Source organism: Pseudomonas sp. BF-RE-21 (genome assembly GCF_019947305.1).
In the GTDB taxonomy this organism is placed as follows: domain Bacteria; phylum Pseudomonadota; class Gammaproteobacteria; order Pseudomonadales; family Pseudomonadaceae; genus Aquipseudomonas; species Aquipseudomonas migulae.
Map to the genome: position 1 here is coordinate 71694 of NZ_JAGYGF010000003.1, position 23420 is coordinate 95113.

The following is a 23420-nucleotide window of genomic DNA, read 5'->3' on the forward strand; positions in this document are numbered from 1 at the left end:
CGAGCGTCTGCACATCTTCACTATGATCACTCACGATGGTGTATGCCGGCTTATCTTGGCTGACAGGTCAAACCGTGGAGAGATCGCTTCGTTGCGTGTAGCAGTAGTATGGTGGCGTCCGTGCGAGCCTCAAGGGAGCCGCGCCATACGACTAACGCTTACATATTGAGCTCATTGACCACCCACCCTTGCGCCTCCAGCGCTGCTTTTCGCACAGCTCTCACTTCCCTTTCGCCCAGCGCGCTGCTTCGAATAGCCAAGCACAGCAGGTGCGTTGGCCTGGTCATACCAACGTACATGAGCATCCTGTTCTTCCGGTAAGTCACTTTGTGCTCTTTCTTCACCTGAGGCTTACCCTCCAGCCAAGGCAGCATCATTTCCAGGAAGCGCTGTCCACTGAACGTTTCCACAATCAGGGTCGCCGAATGAGTCTTGCCCTTGACAGAGTGCATGGACGCCAGCTGAACGTCGACGGGGTCGCCTCCACCCTCCTCGGATCGGTAGGTGTTGATAGTTTTACGTGGTACCTCGACATCGACCGTGTCCCTTGGTTCTGTCCACGCCAGGTAGGCATCTACCTCGGGGTTGTTTGATATGGCCTCACCAGGATGCAGTTCTGCAATAAAGCGCCTAAGCAGCATGGCATGCCTACGAACCCACCGCTCCTCTCTCAGCGGATGCGAGTAGAACAAATATAGATAGATACATCGTTGGTAGGCCTTCAGAAGATTCGTGTTAGACGCCAAGTTTCGCTCTATGTAGCGGTGAAGCCTTGTCCTGATCTGGACAGGTTTTCTTAACCCAGAACGTTCGGCGAGATGAAGCAGACACTTGGCAATCATCTCGACGCTTTCGTGCGCGTGACCGCTAATGGCCAGATGTGCCCTCGCCGTACGAACACCCTCAACGAACGTCTCGGGTGCATATCTAGAGGTACTAGAATCAGAGCGGTAGGCGCTCCAATAATGCTCCAGGGCCTTTGGATATTGCTCGAACTTGTAGTCCTTCAGCCGATGCACTGCGCCGATTGCATGCACCCCATCCTTGCGCTCCGCAACGGGTATACACCGAGACACCAAATTGGCAAATGCGCCGAGGACACCCCTTGCATTGTCGTCAGGGAAGACAAAGATTGTGTTTGGACAGCCATCTCCCGCCCTTCCCCGACCGATCAACCCTCCAGCAATTGGAGCGACTGCGAAGTGGTTCGCAAGGGAGGCAATTGCTTGGTCGAATCGAAAACTAGTAGAGATATCAATCGTCCGACCATGAGGAAAGGCGCCATCGGACTCGCTGTCGCCCTCAAATATCTGTTGATTGGGATCCCCTACCCTCACCACTACTGTATTCGCGGCATCGCGCGGAAAAACGTGATTCAAGAGGCGATTCTGCGTCACATCCGTGTCTTGCATCTCGTCGATGAGCACGCAGGGAAACCGAGCTTGCAGCGAGTGAGCGACATTAGGTTCTTGCTCGATCATGGCCTGGCCAAGCGTAAAAACCTCGTCATAGCAAAAGTAGCCTTCCGAGGCGGCAGCGCCCATGGCTCTGCAAAGCTTCCCGTGTGTCGGCGCATCTGGTGAACAAATATAGTGCTTACCTTGAAGCGGAGCAGAAAAATCAACCGAGGGTAGCCGAAGATCAGCGAGCGTTTTTTCTTTTTGTTCGAGAAAATACTCCACACTCCAGCGGTCTTTGCCCAACGCCCTTCCCCTGGCACGCCCGGTCGCCTCGTCATCGACCATCACAAGCGGATAGCCATTCGATCGTAGCCAAGGCGACGCCAGGAACCGCATGACGAAACCATGGATGGTGTCGATGAAGTGCGGGTAACGCAGCAGCCTTTGGCCAACCTCTGTGGCACCCAGCCGACTCTCGATCTCTTCACGGGCCGCATTGGTGTGAGACAGCACGCAGATCCCCTGCGTACGGCTACGCCAGTGACGTCCAAGAATGGCAAGTTTGGCAACCACCAAGGTGGTCTTGCCACTTCCTGGGCACGCTGCGACATCGAGCGTATCGAGACGCTTGAGAAAATCCCTCCGCGACTCATCCAGGTCACGCAATGACATGAGTACGCTAACCCATTCGATGTCTGCATCCGTGACTGGCGGAACAAGATCTTGGAGGCGCATTACGCGAGCTCCCCCGCTTCAACTGCCTGTGGAGGGGATGTAGTAGCGGGCTCAGCAGGTGGCTCTGGTGTCTGAGAAAGAATTGGGCTTCCAGTTGCAAACTCTATTGCTTCAACCACATATGTCGGCAGCGCTGCACGCAAGCTCGCCTGGTCGAGTTCACCCTCATCAAATGCCGTCTCCAGCAGGTCGACCAAGTGTTGAGCAGTGATCGACTTGGAGCCGGAATCCACAAGACGGTAAATCTCAGTGGCTCGTTCTTCATCGGAGGGATAGCGATCCTTGAGTGCCGTCAGTGCCTTGCTCGCCTTCTCAAGGACTTTCTCGCGCGTCAACTTGCGCTCATTGATCTTCACGTCATGTAAGGCCAACGTGGCGGCACGATGCACCCATTCCATGAGTCCCTCTACAGCTAAGTCGTATTCGAGCGTCCAATGATTAGCCACGAAGGTTTTTACATTCTGACCATCACCACGTGAACGTTTTTCTCTATGAGCCGCTAGCCTCGGCTCTCGTTCCGCATCTGAATCACCAAAGTCGCTCAGCATCCTCCATCGACGAGGGGCCGGCTTGCCATTGGCTTTGAGCTTGTTCGGATTCAGACCCATGATTGCCGGCGCGCAATCAGGCATTACATCCATATCGGTGATGCAGGCGGTTGGAATCTGGATTTCGCCTTCGGAGACATCAGCGCGCTGCATGATGTGCGCATAGCGACGCAAGCCGACTCCACCCACGTTGACGATCGAGACGCCGTGCTTTGTCAGGTCACGCTCAAGCAGTCGAGCCAACGCCGGCATAAGTATCGCCTCGGCATCCCCTTCAACGATGAGCAGCCCCTTCGCGAAGAACAGACTGGCTTTGGTGGCATCCAGGAAACGGCTCAGGAAACGATAGTCATCAGCGGATAGCTTGGTGCGCTCCTGCGCCATGGAGAACGCGCGCTGGCCTTGAATAAGTACCAGGTTTTCCAGGGCAATCTTAGAGCTCAGGTTGGGGCTATGCGTGGTAAGAATCACCTGCACGGGTCGTGTCTGCGCTGGCTCTTGCTCTTGCTCTTGCCTCTGGACCTGGGCTACAGGCTGGGATGAGCTCACCAGAAACTCCATCAGCCTGAGCTGGCGCTGCGGGTGAAGATGCGCTTCTGGCTCTTCGATCAACAGTAGCGGAAGCCCGTCCGGCTCCTTACCAAGCAGGAGGAGCTCGCAGGCCATGAACAGCAGGTTGTTTGAGCCCAGGCCGTAACTGCCCTTCGCAAGACCTGCACTCTTGTCCAGCAGTCCCAATTCGAGCCGCTCAAGGATTAGCTTGAGCTTTGCGGTGTCACTTCCGGAATCGCCGAAGCCAAGATGGCTATGAAGCGGCTGCCCAGCCAGCGAGAGAGGCTCTAGGTATCGGTCATTGATCGTCGCCTGGGCAACCTTGATGGCTTCATGTCCTCTGACGAGCTCTCGCATGTAATCGCCCATGCCGGCGATGCTCAGGTCAGAGGCCTCAGCTGTTGACGCCGGCGGGGCGGTATCGACATAGGACGCACCGGTTTCAATCCCCGGAAAGCTGGACAGAACTTGAGACAATCGGGAGTTACGGCCCGGTGACATCTCCCGCTCAGCATCACGCAAAGGCTTCAAGTAAGCGGTCGCCAGCAACTGGCGTACACCGACGTCCAGTGAGGGCCCTTCTCCGCGCTCGCCACAACGAACTTGGATATCTACCCAGCGTCGTGACGCTGTCGGCATCGCGAGTCGACGTGCTGACCAGTGCACATGGAGCACCCCTTCCCCGCGAGAGAACGTTACGTGCTCAGCAAAGGCACCGAGCTCTAATGAGGATAGTCCCGACAATGTGCAAACCAGGGTGATGTCGGTCGCAGGCTCACCGTTGCTCGTGACGTGGAAGTCTTCGATTTCTAGGCGCAGAAAGTCGGAGTCACGGGTCTGCAGGACATGCCGGATGGCGTCGATTACCGCTGTCTTGCCGGCATCATTCTCCCCTACAAGCGCAGTGACGCCCTCATTGAAGTGGATGACAAAGCCTGGAGTCAGCTCGCCAAACTGGCGGAAATTCTGGATCGACAGCGCTGAAATGTACATCCACTTCTCCCTCAACCTGGCTTCTATCGGCCTCTGGCTTCCTGGCCGAGCGCAATGTTAATGGCTGTATGCCACAGACTCGGGCGATGCGCTACATCTAGCGCCCATCATCTGTCACTGGGGGTAAACGGATCGTCAGATGGCTGTGAGTGCGGGAACCAAGGGTTTAGCCTCTTGGGACCGGCTAAGCGTCGACAGCGACTGTAAATTATCCTCGGAGGGAGCTACTGGAACGGGTTTTTTTACATTTTCAAAGCCAGCGGTAACTTCATAAAGTAATGTCTTGCCGTGTCTGTATTAAAATGCCGCAGTCCAGCCACCGCCTGTCGCCACTGCCTAGGTCGTTCTCTTCCGCTCAAGACCGCGAGTCGAGCTGATCATATCCGATACAAATGACTGGTCAGGTGTAATGCAATGGGGTGGGCAAGTCTATGCCATTACCACTACGCATTGATGACGACTAGTTGAGGTTGTAGCCGTGCGTCCTGGTCAACAGGATTTCCTTCCAATGGCTCTCGCGCGCATCAATTTCCCCCGGCATCGCGTGCAGGTCTGCGATCTCCAGCAATGAGAATCGCAGATCCTTATCACGTTCCGACGGAGCATCAATGCCAAACTCCCGCTTGAGCGCAACGTTGCGGCCATGGCTGGTCGTCGAATACATACACCAGCGCCCCCAAATATTGGTCTCCCCGTCGTCCTTGCCCACGTAGAGCTTGCCGGTATGGGTATCAGTGATGAGGTAGATGCCCTTGACGCTCGAAAGGGCTGAGCGCCACTAATCAACGTTCTGCTGCACTACGACATCGAGTTGGCTTTTGGTCAGGTTGACCTTTTTGAAGCCGGGGAAATGCCCAATGCTGAGGCGTTCGGCCAGCAGCTCAGTCACTGTCAAGTCGCCATCCGGGTTTTTACCGTACGGGTAGGAGTTACGTTTGGTGTAGCTGCTGCTCAGATACAGCCGCCCTACCCACTCCTCTGCCGCCGGCACACGCTCCAGGGTGTAGATGTAGTCAGTCGGGCCGTCTCTTTCGACACAATCCATTGTCCGAAACAGACCCGCAAACAACCAGCGGGTTGGACTGCCCGCCTGAATCAGCGAAACCACGTAGGGCAGCTTAAAATTGCGGTTGCTTTGCCGACGCGGCCATACGTCGAAGCCTCCCTGTATGAACACGTCGAGCGGATGGTCCTCGCCGTTGTACCCGGCCAGGTGGACCTTGGCCTGTTCCGGCGAAAACGTCGGCTCCCACAGTTTCATCAGATCGAACAGGTTCAATGCAACGCTCCCCAGGCAGTCAGGATCGCTTTGCTTGTTGGCATTACGCATATACGACGAATCCGTCATGCAGGGCGATCGGGATATTTCGTCTGATTATCGGGTAGACCATCGTGCTCCTCTTGGCTGTTGCGAGCGCTGGTGTGCTGATGGCCACAGCAATTGTCATGTTCACCACTTTCACCGTGTTCATGTCCGCCATGCCCACGGTGCATGAAAAAGTGCATCAGTGGACAGGCCAGTAGTAGCAGGAATGGCAGATATGGAAGGACGTGAGCCCTGTGCTCGGTGAACAGGAAATAACCGGCGATGGCAAGGAAGCCTAAAAAGTACCAGTTGGTCCCCCTTGCGCGGTGTTGGGGCAAGTTATGTTGATTCATGATGGCACTCCTTGGAGGGAACGGGAGGGACGGCTATAACGCAAGGCCACTTCCAATTCAGCTGAAGCGCTATCGCAGGTGTGAGCATAGCGAGCCACAGCATCAGTTTACCTGTCCAATGCGTCGGGAATTTAGGGTGGTAAGTCGCATAAAGTATCAAGGCAGATTCTTCCTTTTCAGATGCCGATTAGCCTCGGTCATGTCCTTATCAAATTGGCGGACGCCGCGGAAAAGTTGCACTCCGACCAAGACCGGGCACAGCAGGAAAATCGCTGCTATGACAAACGATTTTCCGGTCAGCCCCAACAGGTAAAGCACGGTGTTGATGCCCACAACACTCACCAGGAGGCAGATAATTAAAACTACGCGGTTCATGATTTAGCCTCCTGACTCAAGCCGATACGGGCACGTTTCAGCATCGCGGAATTGGCGATTACCGACAGGGAGCTGAGTGCCATCGCGGCGGCAGCGATGATGGGATTAAGCAGTCCGAAGGCCGCGATTGGAATGCCGATACTGTTGTAGATGAATGCCCAGAACAGGTTTTGTTTGATCTTGACCATCGTTGCGCGCGACAGCTTAATCGCGGTGACCACGTCGCGTACGTCGTTCTTGAGCAGGATAATGCCGCCGGTTTCCTTGGCTACATCGGAACCCGAGCCAATGGCGATGCCGATGTCAGCGGTGGCCAGGGCAGGCGCATCGTTGACACCATCGCCAACCATGGCCACGACCTGCCCTTCGCTTTGCAATTGACGGATAACTGCGGCCTTGTCGTCCGGCAAGACCTCGGCAATCACTCGCTCGATGCCGACCTGCCGAGCGACCGCTTCGGCAGTACGGTGGTTGTCGCCGCTCAGTAGCACGACCTTGATGCCGCTTGCCTGCAATGCCGCAACGGCTTCAGCCGCTTCAGGTTTTATGGTATCGGCCACAGCAATTACCCCGAGCAAGCGGTCGTCGACCCCGACCAGCATAGCGGTCTTGCCATCGGCTTCCAGGCCGATGAGGTGCTCCTCGGCAGCCTCGGTCGAAATACCTTGGCGGGCGAATAAACGCCGGTTGCCCAGCCAGATTTTGCGACTGTCGATACTGCCTACGATGCCGTGTCCGGCGACCCCATTGATGCCGATCGCTTTCGGCAGGCTGATGCCGCGATGCCGGGCGGCGCGCACTATCGCTGCGCCGAGCGGATGTTCTGAACCGGACTCCACGGGGGCGGCGAGCATCAAGACCTCGTGTTCCGACGCTGCGCCTAGCGGGATCACATCGGTTACGTTGGGTTCGCCTCGGGTAATCGTGCCGGTTTTGTCGAACACCACCGTACTCAGTTTTTCTGCCCGCTCCAAAACTTCGCCGCCGCGGATAAGGATGCCGTTATCGGCCCCCTTGCCAACACCGACCATTAACGCGGCGGGTGTCGCCACGCCCAGGGCGCAGGGGCAGGAAATGATCAAAACCGCGATAAAGGCCAATAGCCCCTGCGGAAAGTTCCCCGCGAGAGACCAGCCCAGCAGGGCCAGCAGTGCGACCGTTACCACTACTGGAACAAAGTAACCCGTGACCTGATCGGCCAACCGCTGGATCTGTGCCGTACTGGTCTGTGCTTCTTCGACCATCTTGATGATCTGCGCCAGTGCGGTATCGGCACCGATCCTGCTCGCCTTGAAAGTGAGCACACCACTGCCATTGAGCGTACCTCCGATCACCGGACTGCCCGGGTGTTTGTCGACCGGCATCGACTCGCCCGTCAGCATGGACTCATCTACCGTTGACTGACCTTCACTGACATCGCCATCAGTGGGGATTTTTTCGCCAGGCTTGACTACCAGAAACTCGCCGGCCATGACGTTTTCAGCGGGCAGGTCGACCTCTTGCCCATCACGAATCACATGCGCGATCGCCGGTTTGAGATCAAGTAAGCGCCGTACTGCGGCCGAAGACTTTTTCTTGATGATCTCCTCCATGTACCTACCCAGCAGTACGAAGGCGATGATCACAGCCGACACTTCGAAATAGACGTCGCGCTCGGCCACCTTGACCGGGAGGACATCCGGGAAAAACAACACCGCGACACTGTAGAAATAGGCGACTGACGTGCCGAGGGCGATCAAAAAATCCATGTTGATGTTACGGGTGCGAATGGCGTTCCACGCCCCTTTATAGAAACTCCAACCACCGATGAACTGCACCGGTGTTACCAGCAGGAATAGCCATATACCCCATGTGAACCAAGGGAGCGCCGGGATCGGTACCCAAGTCAGCAATGTGGCACCCGCGGCCAGCGCGATGAAGGCGCCTGCACGCAGCAGCGCCAAAGCCAGTACTCCAGTCAGGGCGATGGTGACGCGAGTTTTCATCGCCTTCAGTTCACTTTCTGGCGACTCGAAGGTGCGCAGGCAGGTATCGCTGCAAAAGTAATAGCTGCGCCCGCCACGTTCTCGTGACAACGCTGTGGTCTTATCTACCATCATCCCGCAGATCGGATCTTTCGCCATTTTTCCTGATGCAACTGCCTGCGGATGTTGGCTGTGCTGCATGTGTGATTCGTCCATCGCTGCCTCCTACTCGAAGCGGCTATCAAGGCCTGCCATGGAGCTTGGCGGACAGCCAGGCAAACAAGGTGCCGACCATCGCGCCCCATACACTCAAGACCAGCAGTGGCCCGACGAAAGTCGCCACACAGTAGTCTTGGGGAGCTTGAAGGCGACCAAAGTCAAGTCCATGGAACAAAGCGCTGAGAAAAGCGATACCCTGCGCCGGCCATAGCGCATAGAACAGCGCACAGATGGTGTAGGAAACGGCCATGGTCAGAGCCAGAGAAATGCCAGTTTTCCAGGGAGCGTTCATGGCTTTTTTCCTGAGCTTGGAGGGGCGCCTGTAGGGGTGTTGGGACTGTGAGGGGCTGACTAGGGCAGGAATGTCGGAGTCTGTTGACAGTAAGTGCGGTAGGTATCGCCGAAGCGCGTAAGCATCTCCCGTTCTTCTCGCTTCGCCAGCTTGGCGTAGACCACCAGGAGGATTGGAAACATCACCAAGGTGATCAATGTCGGCCACTGCACCAAAAAGCCAAACATGATCAGCACGAAGCCGACGTACTGTGGGTGACGGATCTTCGCATAGGGCCCGTCGAGCGCTAGTTGCCCAGTACTTTGGGCCTTGTAGAGCACGCGCCAGGCGGCCGCTAATAACCAGAAGCCGCCAGCGATCAGCAGATTGCTGATTATGTGGAATGGACCCCAGTGCGGATTGACCTTCCAGCCCATCACTGTTTCGAGCAAATGTCCTGCGTCGTGCGAGAGGAAGTCGATGCCAGGGAAGTTACGAGTGAGCCAGGGCATCAACAGGTAGATAGTCAGCGGGAAACCGTACATCTCTGTAAACAGAGCCACCAGGAACGCCGAGAACATGCCAAAGGAACGCCAATCGCGGCTCGTCTTAGGCCGGGTGAAGCTGAAGGCGAACAGGATAAACACTAATGAGTTGATGATGACCAGCGACCAAAGACCGTAGGCCGATTCAGTATGGTTCATGGTTGGTGCTCCTCATTTTCCTGGTGTGTTTGCTGTTCGTTCAACACACATCAGACGGGTGCGGTCTGCGTTAACCCAGCCAACACCAGTGCTTTGTAATTTGCATCAGCTCTACTGCACATTTATTTTTTCATTGGCATTTCCATCATGGACGACTGCTGTTCCATCATTTGCATCATCATGTCCATCATCCCTTTACCTCCGCCCTCCTTAGCTCCCGACATGCCCATACAACCCATTGCGCTCTGCTCCTTGCTCATCATGGCCATGCTGTCCTTCATCGTTTTCATGCCTTCTTGCATGGCCGCCTGGCGCTCGGCGGGAGTTTTAGCCGCCGCTGCTTTGTCATGCGCAGCCTGCATTTTCTGTATTTGATCGGTCATGGCCTTAGTCATGGCCGCCGACGCGGGTGCTGTGCTCTCGGTTGAGTTGCCCGGTACGTCGGCCGGGTGGTGTGTATCCTCGGCAGAGGCTATGAACGCACTGCTAGTCAGGATGGCAGCTAGTACGAATTTGGAATGTGTTTGCATGATGAACTCCAGGGAATGTGAGGGATAAACAGAAATAGTTGAGTCGCGAAAAAGCCGCGCGCAACAAGACAGAGCGACCGGTGCCCGGGTGCTCTGAAGCAGGGGTTAATCGTTGGAACGAACGAAAATCAGGCGGACGGGGCCTCTCGGCGGTGCGGGGCGTTTCAGTGCAAGAGCGGCGAAGGAGGATTTCTCCTCGGGGTTAAGCACTATTATTAAAGCCGCAGTTAGCAGCAAAAGGACGCCCCAATGGATGGGGTCTAATGCAGGAGTCTGCAAGGCAGGTTTTATCGCGGCGGCGGTGTCCTCACAGTTCTGAAGGCAACCACTGGCGTGGAGAGCATGACCATCCACCACATAGTGCTCGGCATCGTGTGGTGCGGCTATATTGTGATCCGGCTGCACCAAACACCCCTGGATTGCCATCACGGCCACAGCTAACACACATACCACGAGGGTAAGGTGCAATAGGCTTCGGCGGTGACGGCGGAACCAGTACATGAAATTCAACCTCGACTTATTACGTCGTGTTGATTTTCAGTCTAGCTAGCAAAGCAATGGAAAGATTGATCAAAATCAAACTAATTGATGACTTGATGATCGAGGCTCGCCTTGAATCGTCCCTGGTTATGGGCTGAGTTCGGCATTGGCATCGATACCCAATAACTGCGCCAAGTGCAGGTCGTCATGAACACATCGAAGATGTCCAACAGCCCCCCATCGCTGAAGCGACCATGACCCGTAGATAGGCCGTGACCATCCGATCTGCACGTACAACGCACATGAATGTGCTCAATGCAAAGCGGTCATGACCGATGCAAATGGCTGGTCAAGTGGAATGCAAACAGGTGATCAGAAGAATGAAGGCTTGATGACTTTGGGCCGCCCGTTTAACTACGCAAGGTGAGTTGGCTGGACGCTTACAGTGCGACAAGCACAGAACATGAAGGAACGATTGACCTCTGTCATTTAAGAGTCAGACGCTTGGCCAGCCCGGTGTTAGGCTCCCACAGAGCGTTGATACAGACTTCCCCATCTTCCTCCGTTACAGGCTCAAGTACCTGCGGATCAAGCAAGTGGCTGTCGACCAACGCGAGTCGCACAACTCCGTTTTTATCGAGGAACGAGCGCGCCACACATTCGCACAAAAATCGTGGCAAGGCTTTTATGGAAGGCTCTACTTCGGCATTCTCAAGCTCGATCTCGAAACGAGCCGAGCACGCGTTTACCATTTCCTTCAGTGCACGAGAGGTAAAGTAATACGCCGTGAAATAACATGTCGCCAACACCAGCGAGATCAATAGCAGGAAGATTGCTTCACGTTTCCACGGACTTTTGCCCGTCCGGCGCAGGGTTCCGAGTGTTGCACCTCGGTCCCGCCACCAGCCTTGCACCACGTGAATTCCAATTAGCTTGTTGATTTTCATGACAAGCCCCTCACCCATGTGTGAGAAAAGCATGGTGCCAATAACAGGATGCCGTTTGACCTAGATCAACCAGCCTGCAACAACGCATGCGCCTCAAACGGAACCAGAATGGAATTACTCGCTTGGCAAAAGCGCACCAAGGGGCAGACATTGCACCCAATGGAGCAATCAGCTGCTATATCAGCATACCGGCCCACATGCAGGTGTCGGTGATACGGCGGCTGCAAGATTCAACTGCGCGACTCATTTCAACCATTTTCACAACGGCGGGTCACTCATTGATGGCCTAGCGCACACAACCGCACAAAGAGGACAAGTGACGATGGTGCGCCAAGTGTGCTGTGCTGGACGCAAGCGTTCAGCGCCAATCCAGATAACGGAACAGCTCCTCTTCCTGATCAAAGTGTAATCGCACGAGGGTATCCAGCCGAATCAGTTGATGTTGAATCTCATCTGCTGAAACCGCTTCAGGGGCGACATTGAAGTCACTGCACATGCGCGCCAGCAGATGGATCAGGCGAAAAATCTCCCGGTGAGCGTGGCTCATGGCCGACATGGGGTCCTCGCCGGGCATGCTTCGCGTCAGCTGCGGATAGAGTGTGTTTTCATCTTCACGTTCATGGTGCGCCAGTGATGTTTGCAACTTGTTGACCAGTTCCAGCAAATCAGCCTGAGCTTGCGCCAGTGGACGTCGGGCAAAATCATTGGCCAGCTGGTGCAGATCGCTGAGTACTGAGGAGAGCTCCTTGTGTTCGTCTTGCAGACGATCAATCTGTTGCGTGGCAAGCTTCCGTTGGCTCGCCCCCCGCAGTGGCCCCAACGCACGCAAGGCGTTTATGATGATCGCCACATCGATGCCCTCTTGCACGATGGCGCCGATAAGCGGTGGCAGGTAACCGAGGGCCGCCACCACCATGGCCAGCAACGACATACCCATGCCGACCAGCACACCCTGGCGGGCGATGTGGCGGGTTCGTCGGGCAATGTCCAGTGCCTCCACCAGACGATCAAGACGATCCACCAGCAACACAACGCCCGCAGCCTGAGCAGAAGCCGTGGCACCGCTGGCCCCCATGGCCACGCCGACGTTGGCCGCCGCCAACGCGGGAGCATCATTGATGCCATCGCCGACCATCAAGGTACTCGCGCGCAAACAACCCTCCTGCACCGCTCGAACTTTATCCTCGGGGATCAACCCCGCACGCAGTTCGTCAATCCCGGCAGACAGCGCAACCATCTCGGCGGTTTCCAGACGATCCCCGGTGAGCATAACGATCCTCTCGATGCCCCTGTTACGTAGTCGGCGCAATGTTTGTGGTGTTTCACGACGCACGTTGTCCGAGAACACCAGCAGCCCGGCGAGTGTTCCATCCACGTCTATAAAGCTTCCACTGCACGCCAGGTAATCCATGTGGCGCAACATGGTTGCGGCCCACTCCGAGGCAGGTGCGTCTGCATGAGCAAAAGACAACGTGCCGAAACGCACCCGCCTGCCATCGACCACCCCACAAAGGCCAGAGCCCGGACTCTCTTCCACCTGCTGGGGGATGTTGAGAAGCAATTGACGCTGATGCGCCGCCTCGACAATGGCCTGGGAAATGGGGTGCGTCGAGGCCTGCGCAAGCGAAGCGGCCAGACCAAGCAAAAGCTGGGGATCGGCCAATCCATTGACCTCAATCGACTGCAAGCGGGCATGGCCGCTGGTTAATGTTCCGGTCTTGTCGAGAAAAACCTGCTTGATGCCAGCCAACGCCTCCAGGGTCGCGCCGTCCTTGATCAGGATCCCGCGTCGCGCAGCCCTCGAAATACCTGACATGATGGAAATCGGTACCGCCAGAATCAACGGGCAAGGTGTGGCCACCACCAGAACCGCCAGCGCTCGCAAGGGATCGCCACTCAGTTGCCAGGCCGTTGCGGCAATCAGCAAAGTCAACGGGATGAAGAACAGCGCATAACGGTCGGCCAAACGCACGAAAGGCGCGCGTGAACGGCGTGCCTCCTCGGCCAGCCGAACGATACCGGCATAGGTGCTCTGCGCGGCCGTTCGGGTGGCGGTCAGCAGAATGGGCATACCGACATTGGAAACCCCACTGAGCAGAGGCTCACCTTTTCGACGTGTGACGGGCAACGATTCGCCGCTGAGCGCAGATTCATCCAGAACAGCGGTAAGGCTCACCAAGCGCCCGTCGACTGGTACTACCTCCCCCAAGCGCACCAGCAATGTTTGATTTGGCTGGATCTGTTCTACGGGGATCTCGCGCAATCCATCGTCTTCCTGCAACCAGGCAAAACGTGGCGCCCTGTCGATGAGTGCACGAAGCTCTCGCTCGGCGCGTTGGCTAGTAAAAAACTCCAGGGTACGTCCACTTGCGAGCATCAAGGCAATCACCGCTGCCACCAATGTCTGCGCAAAGGCCAGGGCGGCGGTGATCGACAGCAACGCGATCATGTCTACACCGGCCTCGCGCCGGGCCAGGCGCCTGACGATCTCTATCAGCAGCACCACGGCCATCACCAGGCTTCCTGCGGCCCAGCACATCGATGCCCAGTCCGGTCTCTGCGAAATCTCCGCAATGCCCCCCGCCAGCAACGTCAGGGCGCTGAACAGTAGCAGCATGGGGTCTAGCCATTTACTGAGCATGAAGGTGAGCTCCTCACAGGGCCATTCACGTTCCTCGCAGTGAAATCACCCGCCGCCCATTGAGTTAAAGCTTAGGACTCGAATGTTTATCGTGTCCGTTTTCGTTAGAGGTCCGCCACACAGGTTTGCGAACCGGTCAATGCCCGACCACACTGGAAAAATCAACCCTGGACAAGCAGGCCATCTATGTATCAGAACTTAGCCCTGCTTGCCGCCTTCCTCCTGACCTACAGCATATTTGCGGGGCGTTTCGAGTCACGCCTGCTCAATGGTCCGCTCATGTTCATGCTTGCCGGTCTGATTCTCGGCCCGGCGTTTTTAGGCATTCTGCAACCTCGGATAGACAAAGACGGCCTAAAGATCCTGGCAGAACTCACATTGGCGATTGTGCTCTTCAGCGATGCGGCCAACGCCAATCTCAAGGTTCTAAAGGCATACGAAGGATTGCCACTGCGCTTGCTGATGATAGGACTACCACTGACCATACTCCTTGGTTGGCTGGTCGGCGTCTTGCTGTTCCCACAGGTAGCCCCGGTGGAATTGGCAATACTGGCGACACTCCTGGCTCCCACCGACGCTGCGCTGGGGAAGGCCGTCGTAACCAATCCCAAGGTACCCGCGTCTGTGCGTGAAGGGTTAAATGTGGAGAGCGGGTTGAATGATGGCATCTGCGTTCCAGTGCTATTGATGTTCCTGGCACTGCTGGTCGAAGAGCGAACGCAGTCCCCCCTTTCACTGGCAGTGGAGTTGGTTATTGAGGAACTGGGAATCGGTGCAGTCATCGGTGTCACCCTTACGTACATCGCCTGGCTGTTGCAGCGTTACTCCGGAAAACACCATTGGCAAACACCCATGTGGTCACAACTGACGCTGCCTGGACTTGCCATTCTGTGCTTTGCCACAGCGCAAACATTAGGCGGTAGTGGGTTTATCGCCGCGTTCGTCGGTGGGTTGCTAGCAAGCTCCTTGTTCACCGAACAAAAGCATCAACTGCTCAAAGCCAGCGAAGAGTTCGCCAGCCTGCTATCAGTCATTACCTGGATCGTATTTGGCGCACTGGTGATTCCTTGGGCCTGGAGCAGTCTCACCCTGAACATCTGGCTCTATGCGGTGTTCAGTCTGACGGTGATTCGCATATTGCCTGTGCTCATCAGCCTGGCAGGAACTCGCTTCGATTTCGAAACCCGCCTGTTCATCGGCTGGTTCGGCCCGCGAGGCCTGGCAAGCATCGTCTTCGCCGTCATGATATTGGACTACCCGCTACAAGCCAGTCGGTCATTGGTAGCTGCAGCTGTCTGTACCGTTTTACTCAGCGTGTTACTACATGGCTTGAGTGCCAATCCATGGGTTTCACGGCTGGCATGTCGTATTCATTGATTCTTGTCAGAAATGCCTCCTCTGTTGGTCCTAGCGTTGAAACAAGAGAGGCTCGTTGGTTTGAGAAACCTGACGGTGCATGGGCGTGGGGTTTGCTGCAAAAACCGAGTGTGAAATTTTATCGAGTCGACCCCGATGATCGAACATCGGCGTGCCAAAGGCGTGCCTGTCAGACCGACACATCGCTCTGATCCAAACGCTTTGGGAAATGGTGTCCACCCGAACTCAGAATGACACCTTTGTTAGTCTTTTAAGCGGATCATCCACGCAGCCAGCAACGCGATACTCCCCCGAAGAACAGAGCTGCTACGCTTTTGATTAAGGCCTTTTCCGCTTGCCATGGTTCGCATTCATAGGCGTTTGCGATGGCAATTCAGGTCCGTTGAACAAGGAATGGCCGCATACGGTAAACACCGAGTGCACGTGATAGTCGACGGGTGATCTGCAAGCTACTCCAGCAAGGAGTGAGCCTGATTCAGTGCGCCGTTTTCTATAGCCGCAAAGGGCTCGCTGCAAGGCAAGGACCGGGTTTGACAGCTTTGGTAATTACTCGCGTCTTTACCTGTGGCGTTTTTGGGCTGATGGATCCGACGCGTAACCCGGTTTGGCGCCCGAACGAGTTCGATTTCCTTGAGCAAAGGAGTAGAAATGTCTCCACGTAAAAAAAGGTCTGCCAAAGGTGGGACGCAAACTGTGGCAGTCGGCGATATCGAGCCGATCTTTCGGTCGCGCAAAGAACGCCTGCGCGCGGGAGAACAATTACGCGAGAGCGTGCCACATTCAACTCACTCTGTATGGAAACCACCGCGCAAACATCGTGACCCGATCGATCTCCTTGAAGAGTCCAACCGTTATCGACTCCCCAACCTGGTACCTGTGCGCTATGGACGCATGTTGCGCAACCCATTCGCTTTTCTGCGCGGCTCTGCGGGATTGATGGCTCATGACTTGGCCACTATCGCGAACACCGGCATTCTGGTTCAGGCGTGTGGGGATTGCCATCTATTGAACTTCGGACTATTTGCAACACCTGAGCGCAATCTGATTTTTGACATCAATGATTTCGATGAAACCCTTCCCGCCCCCTGGGAGTGGGATGTCAAGCGTCTGGCGATCAGTTTTGCAGTGGCCGCACGGGATAATCGACTCAGCGACAAAGACGCCCAAGCGATCGCTATCAAATCTGTTGCTGCTTACCGCAAGCGTCTGCGTGAACTGTCGAAGATGAACCCGCTGGATGTCTGGTATGACTGCTTGGATGCCCAAACGATCATTGACATGGCCCCAAATGCCAAAGTCAAAAAAAATCGCGAACAATTGATAGCTAAAGCCAGGATACGTGTCGGTGATTACCTTTACCCCACGATCAGCAGCGAAGTCGCAGGTCGTCGGCGCTTGATCGATCAACCTCCAGTACTGTTTCACATTTATGAAAAGGGCTTTGAGCAGCGAGTGCATATGGCGCTGCAAGATTATCGATTGTCTCTACCCCACGAACGGCGTGTACTCATTGATCGTTACCGTCTCGAAGACATTGCCGTCAAAGCTGTCGGGATCGGCAGCGTCGGCACCCATTGTTTTGTCGGCCTGTTTTTTTCCGCAGAAAACCACCCCTTGCTCCTGCAATTCAAGGAAGCCTGCCCTTCCGTGTTAGCGCCTTACGCGGGAAAAAGCGAGTACGAGAATCAGGGGCAGCGCGTTGTGACGGGGCAGCGATTGATGCAGTCATCCAGCGACATTTTTCTGGGATGGACGCAAGGCCAAAAAGGCAGGCATTTCTTTGTACGCCAGTTACGGGACATGAAAATGTCCGCGCCGATCGAAGGCGCAACGACCACACAAATGAAGATGTACGCCGAGCTGTGCGGTCTCACCCTTGCGCGCTCTCACGCCAAATCCGGGGATGCAGCACTGATTAGCGGCTATTTGGGCAAATCTGACTCCTTCGACCAGGCTATCGGAAAATTTGTCATGGCCTATTCAAAACAAAATGCGAAAGACTATGCCGCTCTGGTAGCCGCAGAAAAATCCGGACGAATCAAAGCGTTAAGAGAAGAAGACTGATGACGTCGATCCCTGTTTGTCCACTATCGTGACTATTGGTTTTGGATCGGCGACCGCGACATAAAATCCAAATCGGAGTTTTTGTTCATTCTGGTGTTGTTCTCTCTTGCCGAAACAGGCGTGGCGCCGCAGACGCCTGTGATCACCGTCCCCGCGAACTGAATAGGCGATGGTTCGTGCAGAAGCAGGCATCAATTTGATCTGCGCAAAGTGCGGGCGATGCAGCTAGCTAAACACCGATCATGCGAACTTGCGCGCGGGTTCCATTATCCGGCAAAACACCAGCCTATTTTCAGAGAGCAAGCCTTATGGAGCCTCATCCAGATGATTTGTACGAATGCTTGACCCTGTAACGTTGTTCTTCTGAGCGTCACACCGGGCAACGATGCGTTGAGGTGATCGCTGCGCTTCAGCAAAAACGGTGTTTGCCCTCTTTCTGATCTAAATCAAGCGGCCTTTGAGTGTTCACGTAGAAATTAGAGTCGGCGTTCGCACCATCGCATTCGGTGAGTACAGAAACTCTCGTTTTGTGGAGGCTCCTATGGCTACGCAGTTGCAAGGCACTCATACAAATATCCCTCCCTCGGGCCATCCCATTGCAGGCAGTTTGCAAAAGGTGGAGTCCAAGCGCCTGTCCCTGAGCCTGCTGATTGCCCTCGTGGTCGGCTCGATGATTGGCAGCGGCATTTTCAGCCTGCCGCAGAACATGGCGGCCAGTGCCGGGGCCGGGGCGATTTTGATTGGCTGGTTGATCACTGGCGTCGGCATGCTGTCATTGGCGCTGGTTTACCAAACGCTATCCAACCGCCAACCGGCCCTGGACAATGGTGTGTTTGCCTACGCCCGCGCGTTAGGAGGGGAATACTTGAGTTTCAATTCTGCCTGGGGCTACTGGATCAGCGCCTGGATTGGTAACGTGAGTTACCTGGTGATTTTGTTTGCCGCGCTGAGTTACTTCTTCCCGCTGTTCGGTGAAGGCAACAACACAGCGGCGATTGCCGGGGCGTCCGTGGTGTTGTGGTCGTTGCACTGGATGATCCTCAGGGGGGGGCGCACTGCGGCGCGGGCAAACGCGCTGACGACCATGGCCAAAATCGTGCCGTTGTTACTGTTTATAGGGCTGGTAATCGTAGCCTTTCAGCGTGAAACCTTCAGTGTCGACTTCTGGGGCTCGCCTGCACTGGGCAGTCCCCTTGATCAAGTCAAAAGCACCATGCTGGTGACCGTCTGGGTTTTTATCGGGATCGAGGGCGCCAATGTGTTTTCCGCTCGTGCGGCAGAACGGGCAAATGTCGGGCGCGCCACGGTGATCGGTTTTGTCATCACCCTGTTGCTGCTGATTGCGGTGTCCCTGTTGTCACTGGGCATTCTCAATCAAACGGAGCTGGCCGCCCTTAAAAATCCGTCAATGGCGGGTGTGCTTGAGGCAGCGACCGGACCTTGGGGAGCGGTTCTGATCAGCGTCGGCTTGATCATCTCGGTGGGCGGCGCCCTGCTCGCCTGGACGCTGCTGGCGGCCGAATCGGTATTCACACCGGCCAAAGAAAAGGTCATGCCGGGTGCGCTTGCCTTGGAAAACACTCGCGGTGTGCCGAGCCATGCCCTGTGGATCACTAACGGCTGCATCCAACTGTTTCTGTTGCTGACGCTGTATTCAAGCGCCAGCTACCTCGCGCTGATTTCCCTGGCCACCTCGATGATTCTACTGCCGTACCTGTTCAGTGGCCTGTATGCGCTGAAACTGGCCTGGCAAGGCCAGACCTACGAGGGCCATCGCGCCCTACAACTGCGCGACATGGCCATCGCTTCGGTCGCCACCCTGTATTGCCTGTGGTTGCTGTATGCCGCCGGGCCTAAATACATGCTGCTCAGCGCCTTGCTCTACGCCCCCGGCTCATTGATTTACCTGGCTAGCATGAAAGCTCGCCAGGGACAGCCGCTCAGCGGCCCCGAAACGGGACTGCTGATCATCATCTGGACGGCGGCCGCGTTCGCCGGATGGATGCTGTGGTCCGGAACGCTGGCTTTGTAAGGTCAGCGCCTGATTGTTTTTTCAGAGTGGACTGGCATACAGGATGTTCGCCGCCTGCCTTTTACCCAAGAGGAGTCGTGAAAAATGAGCAATTCCGTGAAAAAAATGCCGATTCAGACCGAAGACAAAGCAAGCCAGCATCCAGCGGCCTCAGACTTTTGGCGGCCCCTGGAAAAACTGCGGCAACAGGTCGATCACCTGTTCGACGAGTTCAATCGCGGTTCAGGGCTATCGCCCTTCAGCCGTGGGCTGTTCGATGTCGAACCATTCTGGCGACGCGAATTGATCGGCCATGGCCTGCCTGCCGTGGACATCACCGAGAAAGACAAGAGCTTCGAAATCACCGCCGAACTCCCCGGCATGGATCAGAAAAACATCGAGCTCAAACTGTCCAATGGCAATTTAATCATCAAGGGGGAAAAGAAAGAGGACAAGGAAGAAAAAAGAAAGGGCTATTACCTTAGCGAGCGTCACTATGGTTCCTTCGAGCGGGTGTTCAACCTGCCCAAAGGGGTCGATGCCGAGAAGATCGAAGCGAGTTTCAGCAAAGGCGTGTTGAGCATTTCGTTACCGAAAAAGCCCGAAGCCATGAAGGCGGACAAGGTCGTGCCGATCAAGGCCGATTGACCGCTGGCGTACTTGCCCCCTGCCGGGAAACCGGTCGGGGGTTTCTTATTTGATCTCTGGATCACGTCACTTGTACTCCAGTACATCAGACCCAGGACGCAATCATGAACGACTTAAACTTACGTAAAGCCATTTTGGAAGAGCTTGAATTTCAACCCGGCATTGACGCCGCCCACATCGGCGTGAGCGTTGAAAACGGCGTCGTTACACTCTCCGGCCATGTTAAAAATTACGCCCAGAAAGTCAGTGCCGAACGTGCGGTCAAAGCCATCAAAGGCGTACGTGCCGTGGCTGAAGAAATCCAGGTGAGACTGGAAAAGGGCGCGGGCACGGCGGACGACACCATCGCGAACCGCGCCTTGAACATCCTCTCTTGGAGTTCCGATACTCCAGAAGGTGACATCAAAATCGTCGTGCAGAAAGGATGGATCACCCTGGAAGGCCAAGTGGACTGGCAGCACCAGAAAGAAATCGCAGAGCGAGCTGTACGCAAACTGTCCGGCGTAGTCGGCGTAAACAATCACCTCACCATTCGCCCCCGGGTAGACGTAGTCGATATCCAGCAACGCATCGAAGAGGCCCTCAAACGCAATGCCGAAGTCGACGCCAAAGGGATACGCATCAAGGTCGAAGGCGGTGTTGTGAAGCTTGAAGGCAAAGTGCACTTTTGGCGCGAGCGTCAGATAGCGGAGCGTGCTGCCTGGTCGGTGCCGGGCGTGTCCAAGGTGGATGATCACTTGCTGATTGCCTGAGTCAATACTCGGGGACGTCTCGACTGCTCGGATTGATTCTTGCGTTACCGACCCGACGCCATACTCATTTCCGGAGGCGGCCAGCGTCGTAGAAAGAACTGAGCCACGTGGCTGGTCAATGCACGCCAACGTTCTATCCGGATGGAGGAACCCCTGATGCTCACTGTAAAGAAATCTGGTGATCGGGAAACCTGTTCCAACGTCGACGGGAAGTACTGGATCGATGCGCTCAGCAATGGTCGGCATGTGTTGATCCGGCAACCGACGGAAAAGGATCGTGAGCGCGAAAACACCTTCATCCGCCGTTTGGCCCTGGCATCCCGGCACATGCGCTTTCTTGCGCAGATCTGCGAACCCGGCAAAGGCATAACCTACATTGCACTGGTTCACGAAAATGGCCAATTGGTCGAGATCGGCGTCAGTCGTTATGTTGCCGCGGGGGACTATAAATGCGAATGCGTGGTAGCCGTCGTCGATGACTGGAAACGTCTGGGTTTGGGGACGCTATTGATGGAGCACTTGATCGACGCTGCTTGCAAAAACAGCGTCCACCTTATGTATTCGGTCGGCCCCTCCAGTAATGCGCCCATGCGCGACCTGGCCAGATCCCTGGGTTTTCAAGCGCACGACGATCCCTTCGACCCCCACCAGGTTATTCACCGCCTGTACCTGTAAAAATGTTCGGTAAAAATCTTGCCTATGGCTGATATTTGCTCTGATCTTCTGCAGTTAATCGGCCATTGAGTAAAAATGACTTGAGTGCGGTCAGCGAGCGGGTATTGAGCACGTTATGACTTTCCAGCCAGGCTCGACGGGCCTGAGCAATCCCATAGCGCAAGTAGGAAAAATCAGCGGTGCGATGGGCATCGGAATTGATGCTGATGAGCACGCCCTGATCCTTGGCGAATTGGCACTGGAGGTCGAACAGGTCCATGCGTTGTGGCTGTGCGTTGAGTTCCAGACAGCAACCACGCACAGAGGCGGCCTTGATGATGGCCGGAAGGTCCAGGTTCAGAGGGTCGCGTTCATTGATCAGCCGACACAGCGGATGGGCCAAAATGGTGAAGTAGCGGTGATCCATGGCCCTTAGCAGGCGTCGAGTTTGCTGACGCAGGGGCAGACCGAAATGGCTGTGGACCGCACCCACGACTAGATCCAGCCGTGCGAGGATATCGTCCGGCAGATCCAGGCTGCCGTCTTCAAGAATGTCCACCTCACTGCCTTTGAGCAAGGTTATGCCCCGCAAGCGGGCGTTGAGCGCATCGATCTGGTCGATTTGCTTCAGCAATCGGTCGCTGTCCAGACCATGGGCCACCCTGAGGGACCGGGAATGATCGGTTATCGCCAGGTATTGCAACCCGACCGCCTGCGCTGCGAGCGCCATCTCTTCCAAGCTGTTGCCGCCATCCGAGTCACGAGTGTGAACATGCAAGTCACCTTTGAGATCGCTCAACTCAATCAGTCTGGGCAAACGACCTGCCTGCGCCGCTTCGACTTCACCGCGATCCTCGCGCAACTCCGGCGCGATCCATGGCAGATCCAAGGCCCGATAGACGTCGCCCTCGGTGCTGCAGGCCACGCGTTCCCTATCCTTGAAGACGCCATACTCATTAAGTTTGAGCCCCTTCCTCTGGGCCCTTTGGCGAATCGCGATGTTGTGCGCCTTGCTGCCGGTAAAATAAACCAATGCCGCGCCATAGACTGTCGGCTCAACGATACGCACATCCACCTGCATGCCTGATGCCAGGAGGACGCTGGTACGTGTAAGCCCTTGAAGCAGAACCGTGGATATATCCGGATGCTTGATGAACTGCGCGGTGACATCCACGGAAGGCGCTGCGGCGACAAGGATATCGATATCACCGACGGTGTCGCGCATGCGTCGCAGGCTCCCGGCCACGGTCGCGTGTTCGACGCCCGGGATACGTTCAAGGTATTGAGCCAGGCAGTGTGCCACGGGCTCGACATGCGCCAGCGGCAAACGGCGATCCTTGCCGATTCCCTTCTGCGCAGCACTCAACAGCCGGGCCTCCAACTTTTCACCAAAGCCGGGCAGATGGCGAATACATCCCTGTTGAGCGGCCTGACATAACTGCTGTACGGTTTCGATTCCCAGGTCGTGATAAAGGTGTTTGACACGTTTTGGTCCCAAACCGGCGATAGACAGCAAGTCGGCCAAACCGGGCGGGAAGGTAGAGTGCAACCGCTGGTGCAAGGCGCAATCGCCTGTGGTGATGATTTCGTGGATCTTGCCGCCCAGGTCAACGCCAATACCAGACAGCTTGGGCAATGATTCGCCACGCGCGATGATCTTCGCAAGCTCAAAGGTCAACGCCCTAAGCGTTCGCGCCGCATTACGATACGCGCGGATCCGGAAGGGGTTGGCGTCCTGGAGCTCCAGCAGGTCAGCGATATCGTCAAAAATCGCAGCGATGTCATCATTGCCGGTCCCCTGCCCGGCCGATGAGGGCAGCGTGGTTGACAAGGGGGTGTGCAGCGATCTCTTTTGGTGGGGCATAGCGCAATCCCGACGCAGAGGGGTTGATTGCA

18 protein-coding genes and 1 pseudogene are annotated in these 23420 nt (G+C 55.9%); 6 read left to right on the forward strand and 13 right to left on the reverse strand.

The features are described from left to right. Window positions 1-158: 158 nt before the first annotated feature. The 12 genes and pseudogenes from KGB25_RS03510 to KGB25_RS03565 form a co-directional block, all read right to left on the reverse strand. The gene (locus tag KGB25_RS03510) at window positions 159-2135 is read right to left on the reverse strand and encodes a UvrD-helicase domain-containing protein (protein ID WP_223434231.1); all 1977 of its coding nucleotides are present in this window, start codon (window positions 2133-2135) and stop codon (window positions 159-161) included. Continuing rightward, complete coding sequence (locus tag KGB25_RS03515) at window positions 2135-4228, reverse strand: ATP-dependent nuclease (protein ID WP_223434232.1); 2094 nt, start codon at window positions 4226-4228, stop codon at window positions 2135-2137. The genes KGB25_RS03510 and KGB25_RS03515 overlap by 1 nt, the downstream gene beginning before the upstream one ends. Before the next feature lie 460 nt (window positions 4229-4688). Next, entirely contained in the window at window positions 4689-4937 is a 249-nt protein-coding gene (locus KGB25_RS03520; RefSeq protein ID WP_223434233.1) for a hypothetical protein, read from the reverse strand. A gap of 69 nt (window positions 4938-5006) precedes the next feature. Next, window positions 5007-5558, reverse strand: coding sequence for a hypothetical protein (locus tag KGB25_RS03525; RefSeq protein ID WP_223434234.1), 552 nt, complete (start codon window positions 5556-5558; stop codon window positions 5007-5009). A 14-nt stretch (window positions 5559-5572) separates the two neighbouring features. Further along, a complete protein-coding gene (locus KGB25_RS30370; RefSeq protein WP_317850738.1) occupies window positions 5573-5887 on the reverse strand; it encodes a DUF2933 domain-containing protein in 315 nt (104 codons plus the stop codon). 156 nt (window positions 5888-6043) lie between these two features. Continuing rightward, window positions 6044-6262, reverse strand: a complete 219-nt coding sequence (locus KGB25_RS03535) for a hypothetical protein (protein WP_223434235.1) — start codon at window positions 6260-6262, stop codon at window positions 6044-6046. After that, window positions 6259-8442 (reverse strand): heavy metal translocating P-type ATPase, encoded by a 2184-nt coding sequence (locus KGB25_RS03540; protein WP_223434236.1) that lies wholly within the window; start codon window positions 8440-8442, stop codon window positions 6259-6261. The genes KGB25_RS03535 and KGB25_RS03540 overlap by 4 nt, the downstream gene beginning before the upstream one ends. 25 nt (window positions 8443-8467) lie before the next feature. Further along, window positions 8468-8737, reverse strand: a complete 270-nt coding sequence (locus KGB25_RS03545) for a DUF5676 family membrane protein (protein ID WP_223434237.1) — start codon at window positions 8735-8737, stop codon at window positions 8468-8470. Between the two features lie 62 nt (window positions 8738-8799). After that, a pseudogene (locus tag KGB25_RS03550) lies at window positions 8800-9420 on the reverse strand (methyltransferase family protein); the annotation flags it as partial. Between the two features lie 122 nt (window positions 9421-9542). After that, a complete protein-coding gene (locus KGB25_RS03555; RefSeq protein ID WP_223434239.1) occupies window positions 9543-9950 on the reverse strand; it encodes a hypothetical protein in 408 nt (135 codons plus the stop codon). 965 nt (window positions 9951-10915) lie between these two features. Beyond that, a complete protein-coding gene (locus tag KGB25_RS03560; RefSeq protein WP_223434240.1) occupies window positions 10916-11377 on the reverse strand; it encodes a hypothetical protein in 462 nt (153 codons plus the stop codon). 358 nt (window positions 11378-11735) lie between these two features. After that, window positions 11736-14018: a heavy metal translocating P-type ATPase gene (locus tag KGB25_RS03565; protein WP_223434241.1), complete on the reverse strand. Its 2283-nt coding sequence runs from the start codon at window positions 14016-14018 to the stop codon at window positions 11736-11738. 186 nt (window positions 14019-14204) lie between these two features. Here KGB25_RS03565 and KGB25_RS03570 point away from each other — a divergent pair, with 186 nt between their 5' ends. The 6 genes from KGB25_RS03570 to KGB25_RS03595 all read left to right on the forward strand — a co-directional run bounded on the left by KGB25_RS03570 (window position 14205) and on the right by KGB25_RS03595 (window position 21545). After that, window positions 14205-15395: a cation:proton antiporter gene (locus tag KGB25_RS03570; RefSeq protein ID WP_223434242.1), complete on the forward strand. Its 1191-nt coding sequence runs from the start codon at window positions 14205-14207 to the stop codon at window positions 15393-15395. 891 nt (window positions 15396-16286) lie between these two features. Continuing rightward, complete coding sequence (locus KGB25_RS03575) at window positions 16287-17459, forward strand: DUF2252 domain-containing protein (protein WP_411740521.1); 1173 nt, start codon at window positions 16287-16289, stop codon at window positions 17457-17459. Between the two features lie 541 nt (window positions 17460-18000). Then, window positions 18001-19491 (forward strand): arginine-ornithine antiporter, encoded by a 1491-nt coding sequence (gene arcD / locus KGB25_RS03580; protein WP_223434244.1) that lies wholly within the window; start codon window positions 18001-18003, stop codon window positions 19489-19491. Window positions 19492-19575: 84 nt separating this feature from the next. Continuing rightward, window positions 19576-20118, forward strand: coding sequence for an Hsp20/alpha crystallin family protein (locus KGB25_RS03585; RefSeq protein ID WP_223434245.1), 543 nt, complete (start codon window positions 19576-19578; stop codon window positions 20116-20118). Window positions 20119-20222: 104 nt separating this feature from the next. After that, the gene (locus KGB25_RS03590; RefSeq protein WP_223434246.1) at window positions 20223-20870 is read left to right on the forward strand and encodes a BON domain-containing protein; all 648 of its coding nucleotides are present in this window, start codon (window positions 20223-20225) and stop codon (window positions 20868-20870) included. Window positions 20871-21026: 156 nt separating this feature from the next. Next, entirely contained in the window at window positions 21027-21545 is a 519-nt protein-coding gene (locus KGB25_RS03595) for a GNAT family N-acetyltransferase (RefSeq protein WP_223434247.1), read from the forward strand. A 22-nt stretch (window positions 21546-21567) separates the two neighbouring features. Here the strand turns inward: KGB25_RS03595 and polX are convergent, their stop codons facing one another. Continuing rightward, complete coding sequence (gene polX / locus KGB25_RS03600) at window positions 21568-23388, reverse strand: DNA polymerase/3'-5' exonuclease PolX (protein WP_223434248.1); 1821 nt, start codon at window positions 23386-23388, stop codon at window positions 21568-21570. Window positions 23389-23420: the final 32 nt, after the last annotated feature.

What these genes read in the sequence shown, in the direction of transcription:
- KGB25_RS03510 (WP_223434231.1), bottom strand. Translation starts at nt 2,135, where the DNA reads ATGCGCCTCCAAGATCTTGTTCCGCCAGTCACGGATGCAGACATCGAA.
- KGB25_RS03515 (WP_223434232.1), bottom strand. Translation starts at nt 4,228, where the DNA reads ATGTACATTTCAGCGCTGTCGATCCAGAATTTCCGCCAGTTTGGCGAG.
- KGB25_RS03525 (WP_223434234.1), bottom strand. Translation starts at nt 5,558, where the DNA reads ATGCGTAATGCCAACAAGCAAAGCGATCCTGACTGCCTGGGGAGCGTT.
- KGB25_RS30370 (WP_317850738.1), bottom strand. Translation starts at nt 5,887, where the DNA reads ATGAATCAACATAACTTGCCCCAACACCGCGCAAGGGGGACCAACTGG.
- KGB25_RS03535 (WP_223434235.1), bottom strand. Translation starts at nt 6,262, where the DNA reads ATGAACCGCGTAGTTTTAATTATCTGCCTCCTGGTGAGTGTTGTGGGC.
- KGB25_RS03540 (WP_223434236.1), bottom strand. Translation starts at nt 8,442, where the DNA reads ATGGACGAATCACACATGCAGCACAGCCAACATCCGCAGGCAGTTGCA.
- KGB25_RS03545 (WP_223434237.1), bottom strand. Translation starts at nt 8,737, where the DNA reads ATGAACGCTCCCTGGAAAACTGGCATTTCTCTGGCTCTGACCATGGCC.
- KGB25_RS03555 (WP_223434239.1), bottom strand. Translation starts at nt 9,950, where the DNA reads ATGCAAACACATTCCAAATTCGTACTAGCTGCCATCCTGACTAGCAGT.
- KGB25_RS03560 (WP_223434240.1), bottom strand. Translation starts at nt 11,377, where the DNA reads ATGAAAATCAACAAGCTAATTGGAATTCACGTGGTGCAAGGCTGGTGG.
- KGB25_RS03565 (WP_223434241.1), bottom strand. Translation starts at nt 14,018, where the DNA reads ATGCTCAGTAAATGGCTAGACCCCATGCTGCTACTGTTCAGCGCCCTG.
- KGB25_RS03570 (WP_223434242.1), top strand. Translation starts at nt 14,205, where the DNA reads ATGTATCAGAACTTAGCCCTGCTTGCCGCCTTCCTCCTGACCTACAGC.
- KGB25_RS03575 (WP_411740521.1), top strand. Translation starts at nt 16,287, where the DNA reads ATGTTGCGCAACCCATTCGCTTTTCTGCGCGGCTCTGCGGGATTGATG.
- arcD (WP_223434244.1), top strand. Translation starts at nt 18,001, where the DNA reads ATGGCTACGCAGTTGCAAGGCACTCATACAAATATCCCTCCCTCGGGC.
- KGB25_RS03585 (WP_223434245.1), top strand. Translation starts at nt 19,576, where the DNA reads ATGAGCAATTCCGTGAAAAAAATGCCGATTCAGACCGAAGACAAAGCA.
- KGB25_RS03590 (WP_223434246.1), top strand. Translation starts at nt 20,223, where the DNA reads ATGAACGACTTAAACTTACGTAAAGCCATTTTGGAAGAGCTTGAATTT.
- KGB25_RS03595 (WP_223434247.1), top strand. Translation starts at nt 21,027, where the DNA reads ATGCTCACTGTAAAGAAATCTGGTGATCGGGAAACCTGTTCCAACGTC.
- polX (WP_223434248.1), bottom strand. Translation starts at nt 23,388, where the DNA reads ATGCCCCACCAAAAGAGATCGCTGCACACCCCCTTGTCAACCACGCTG.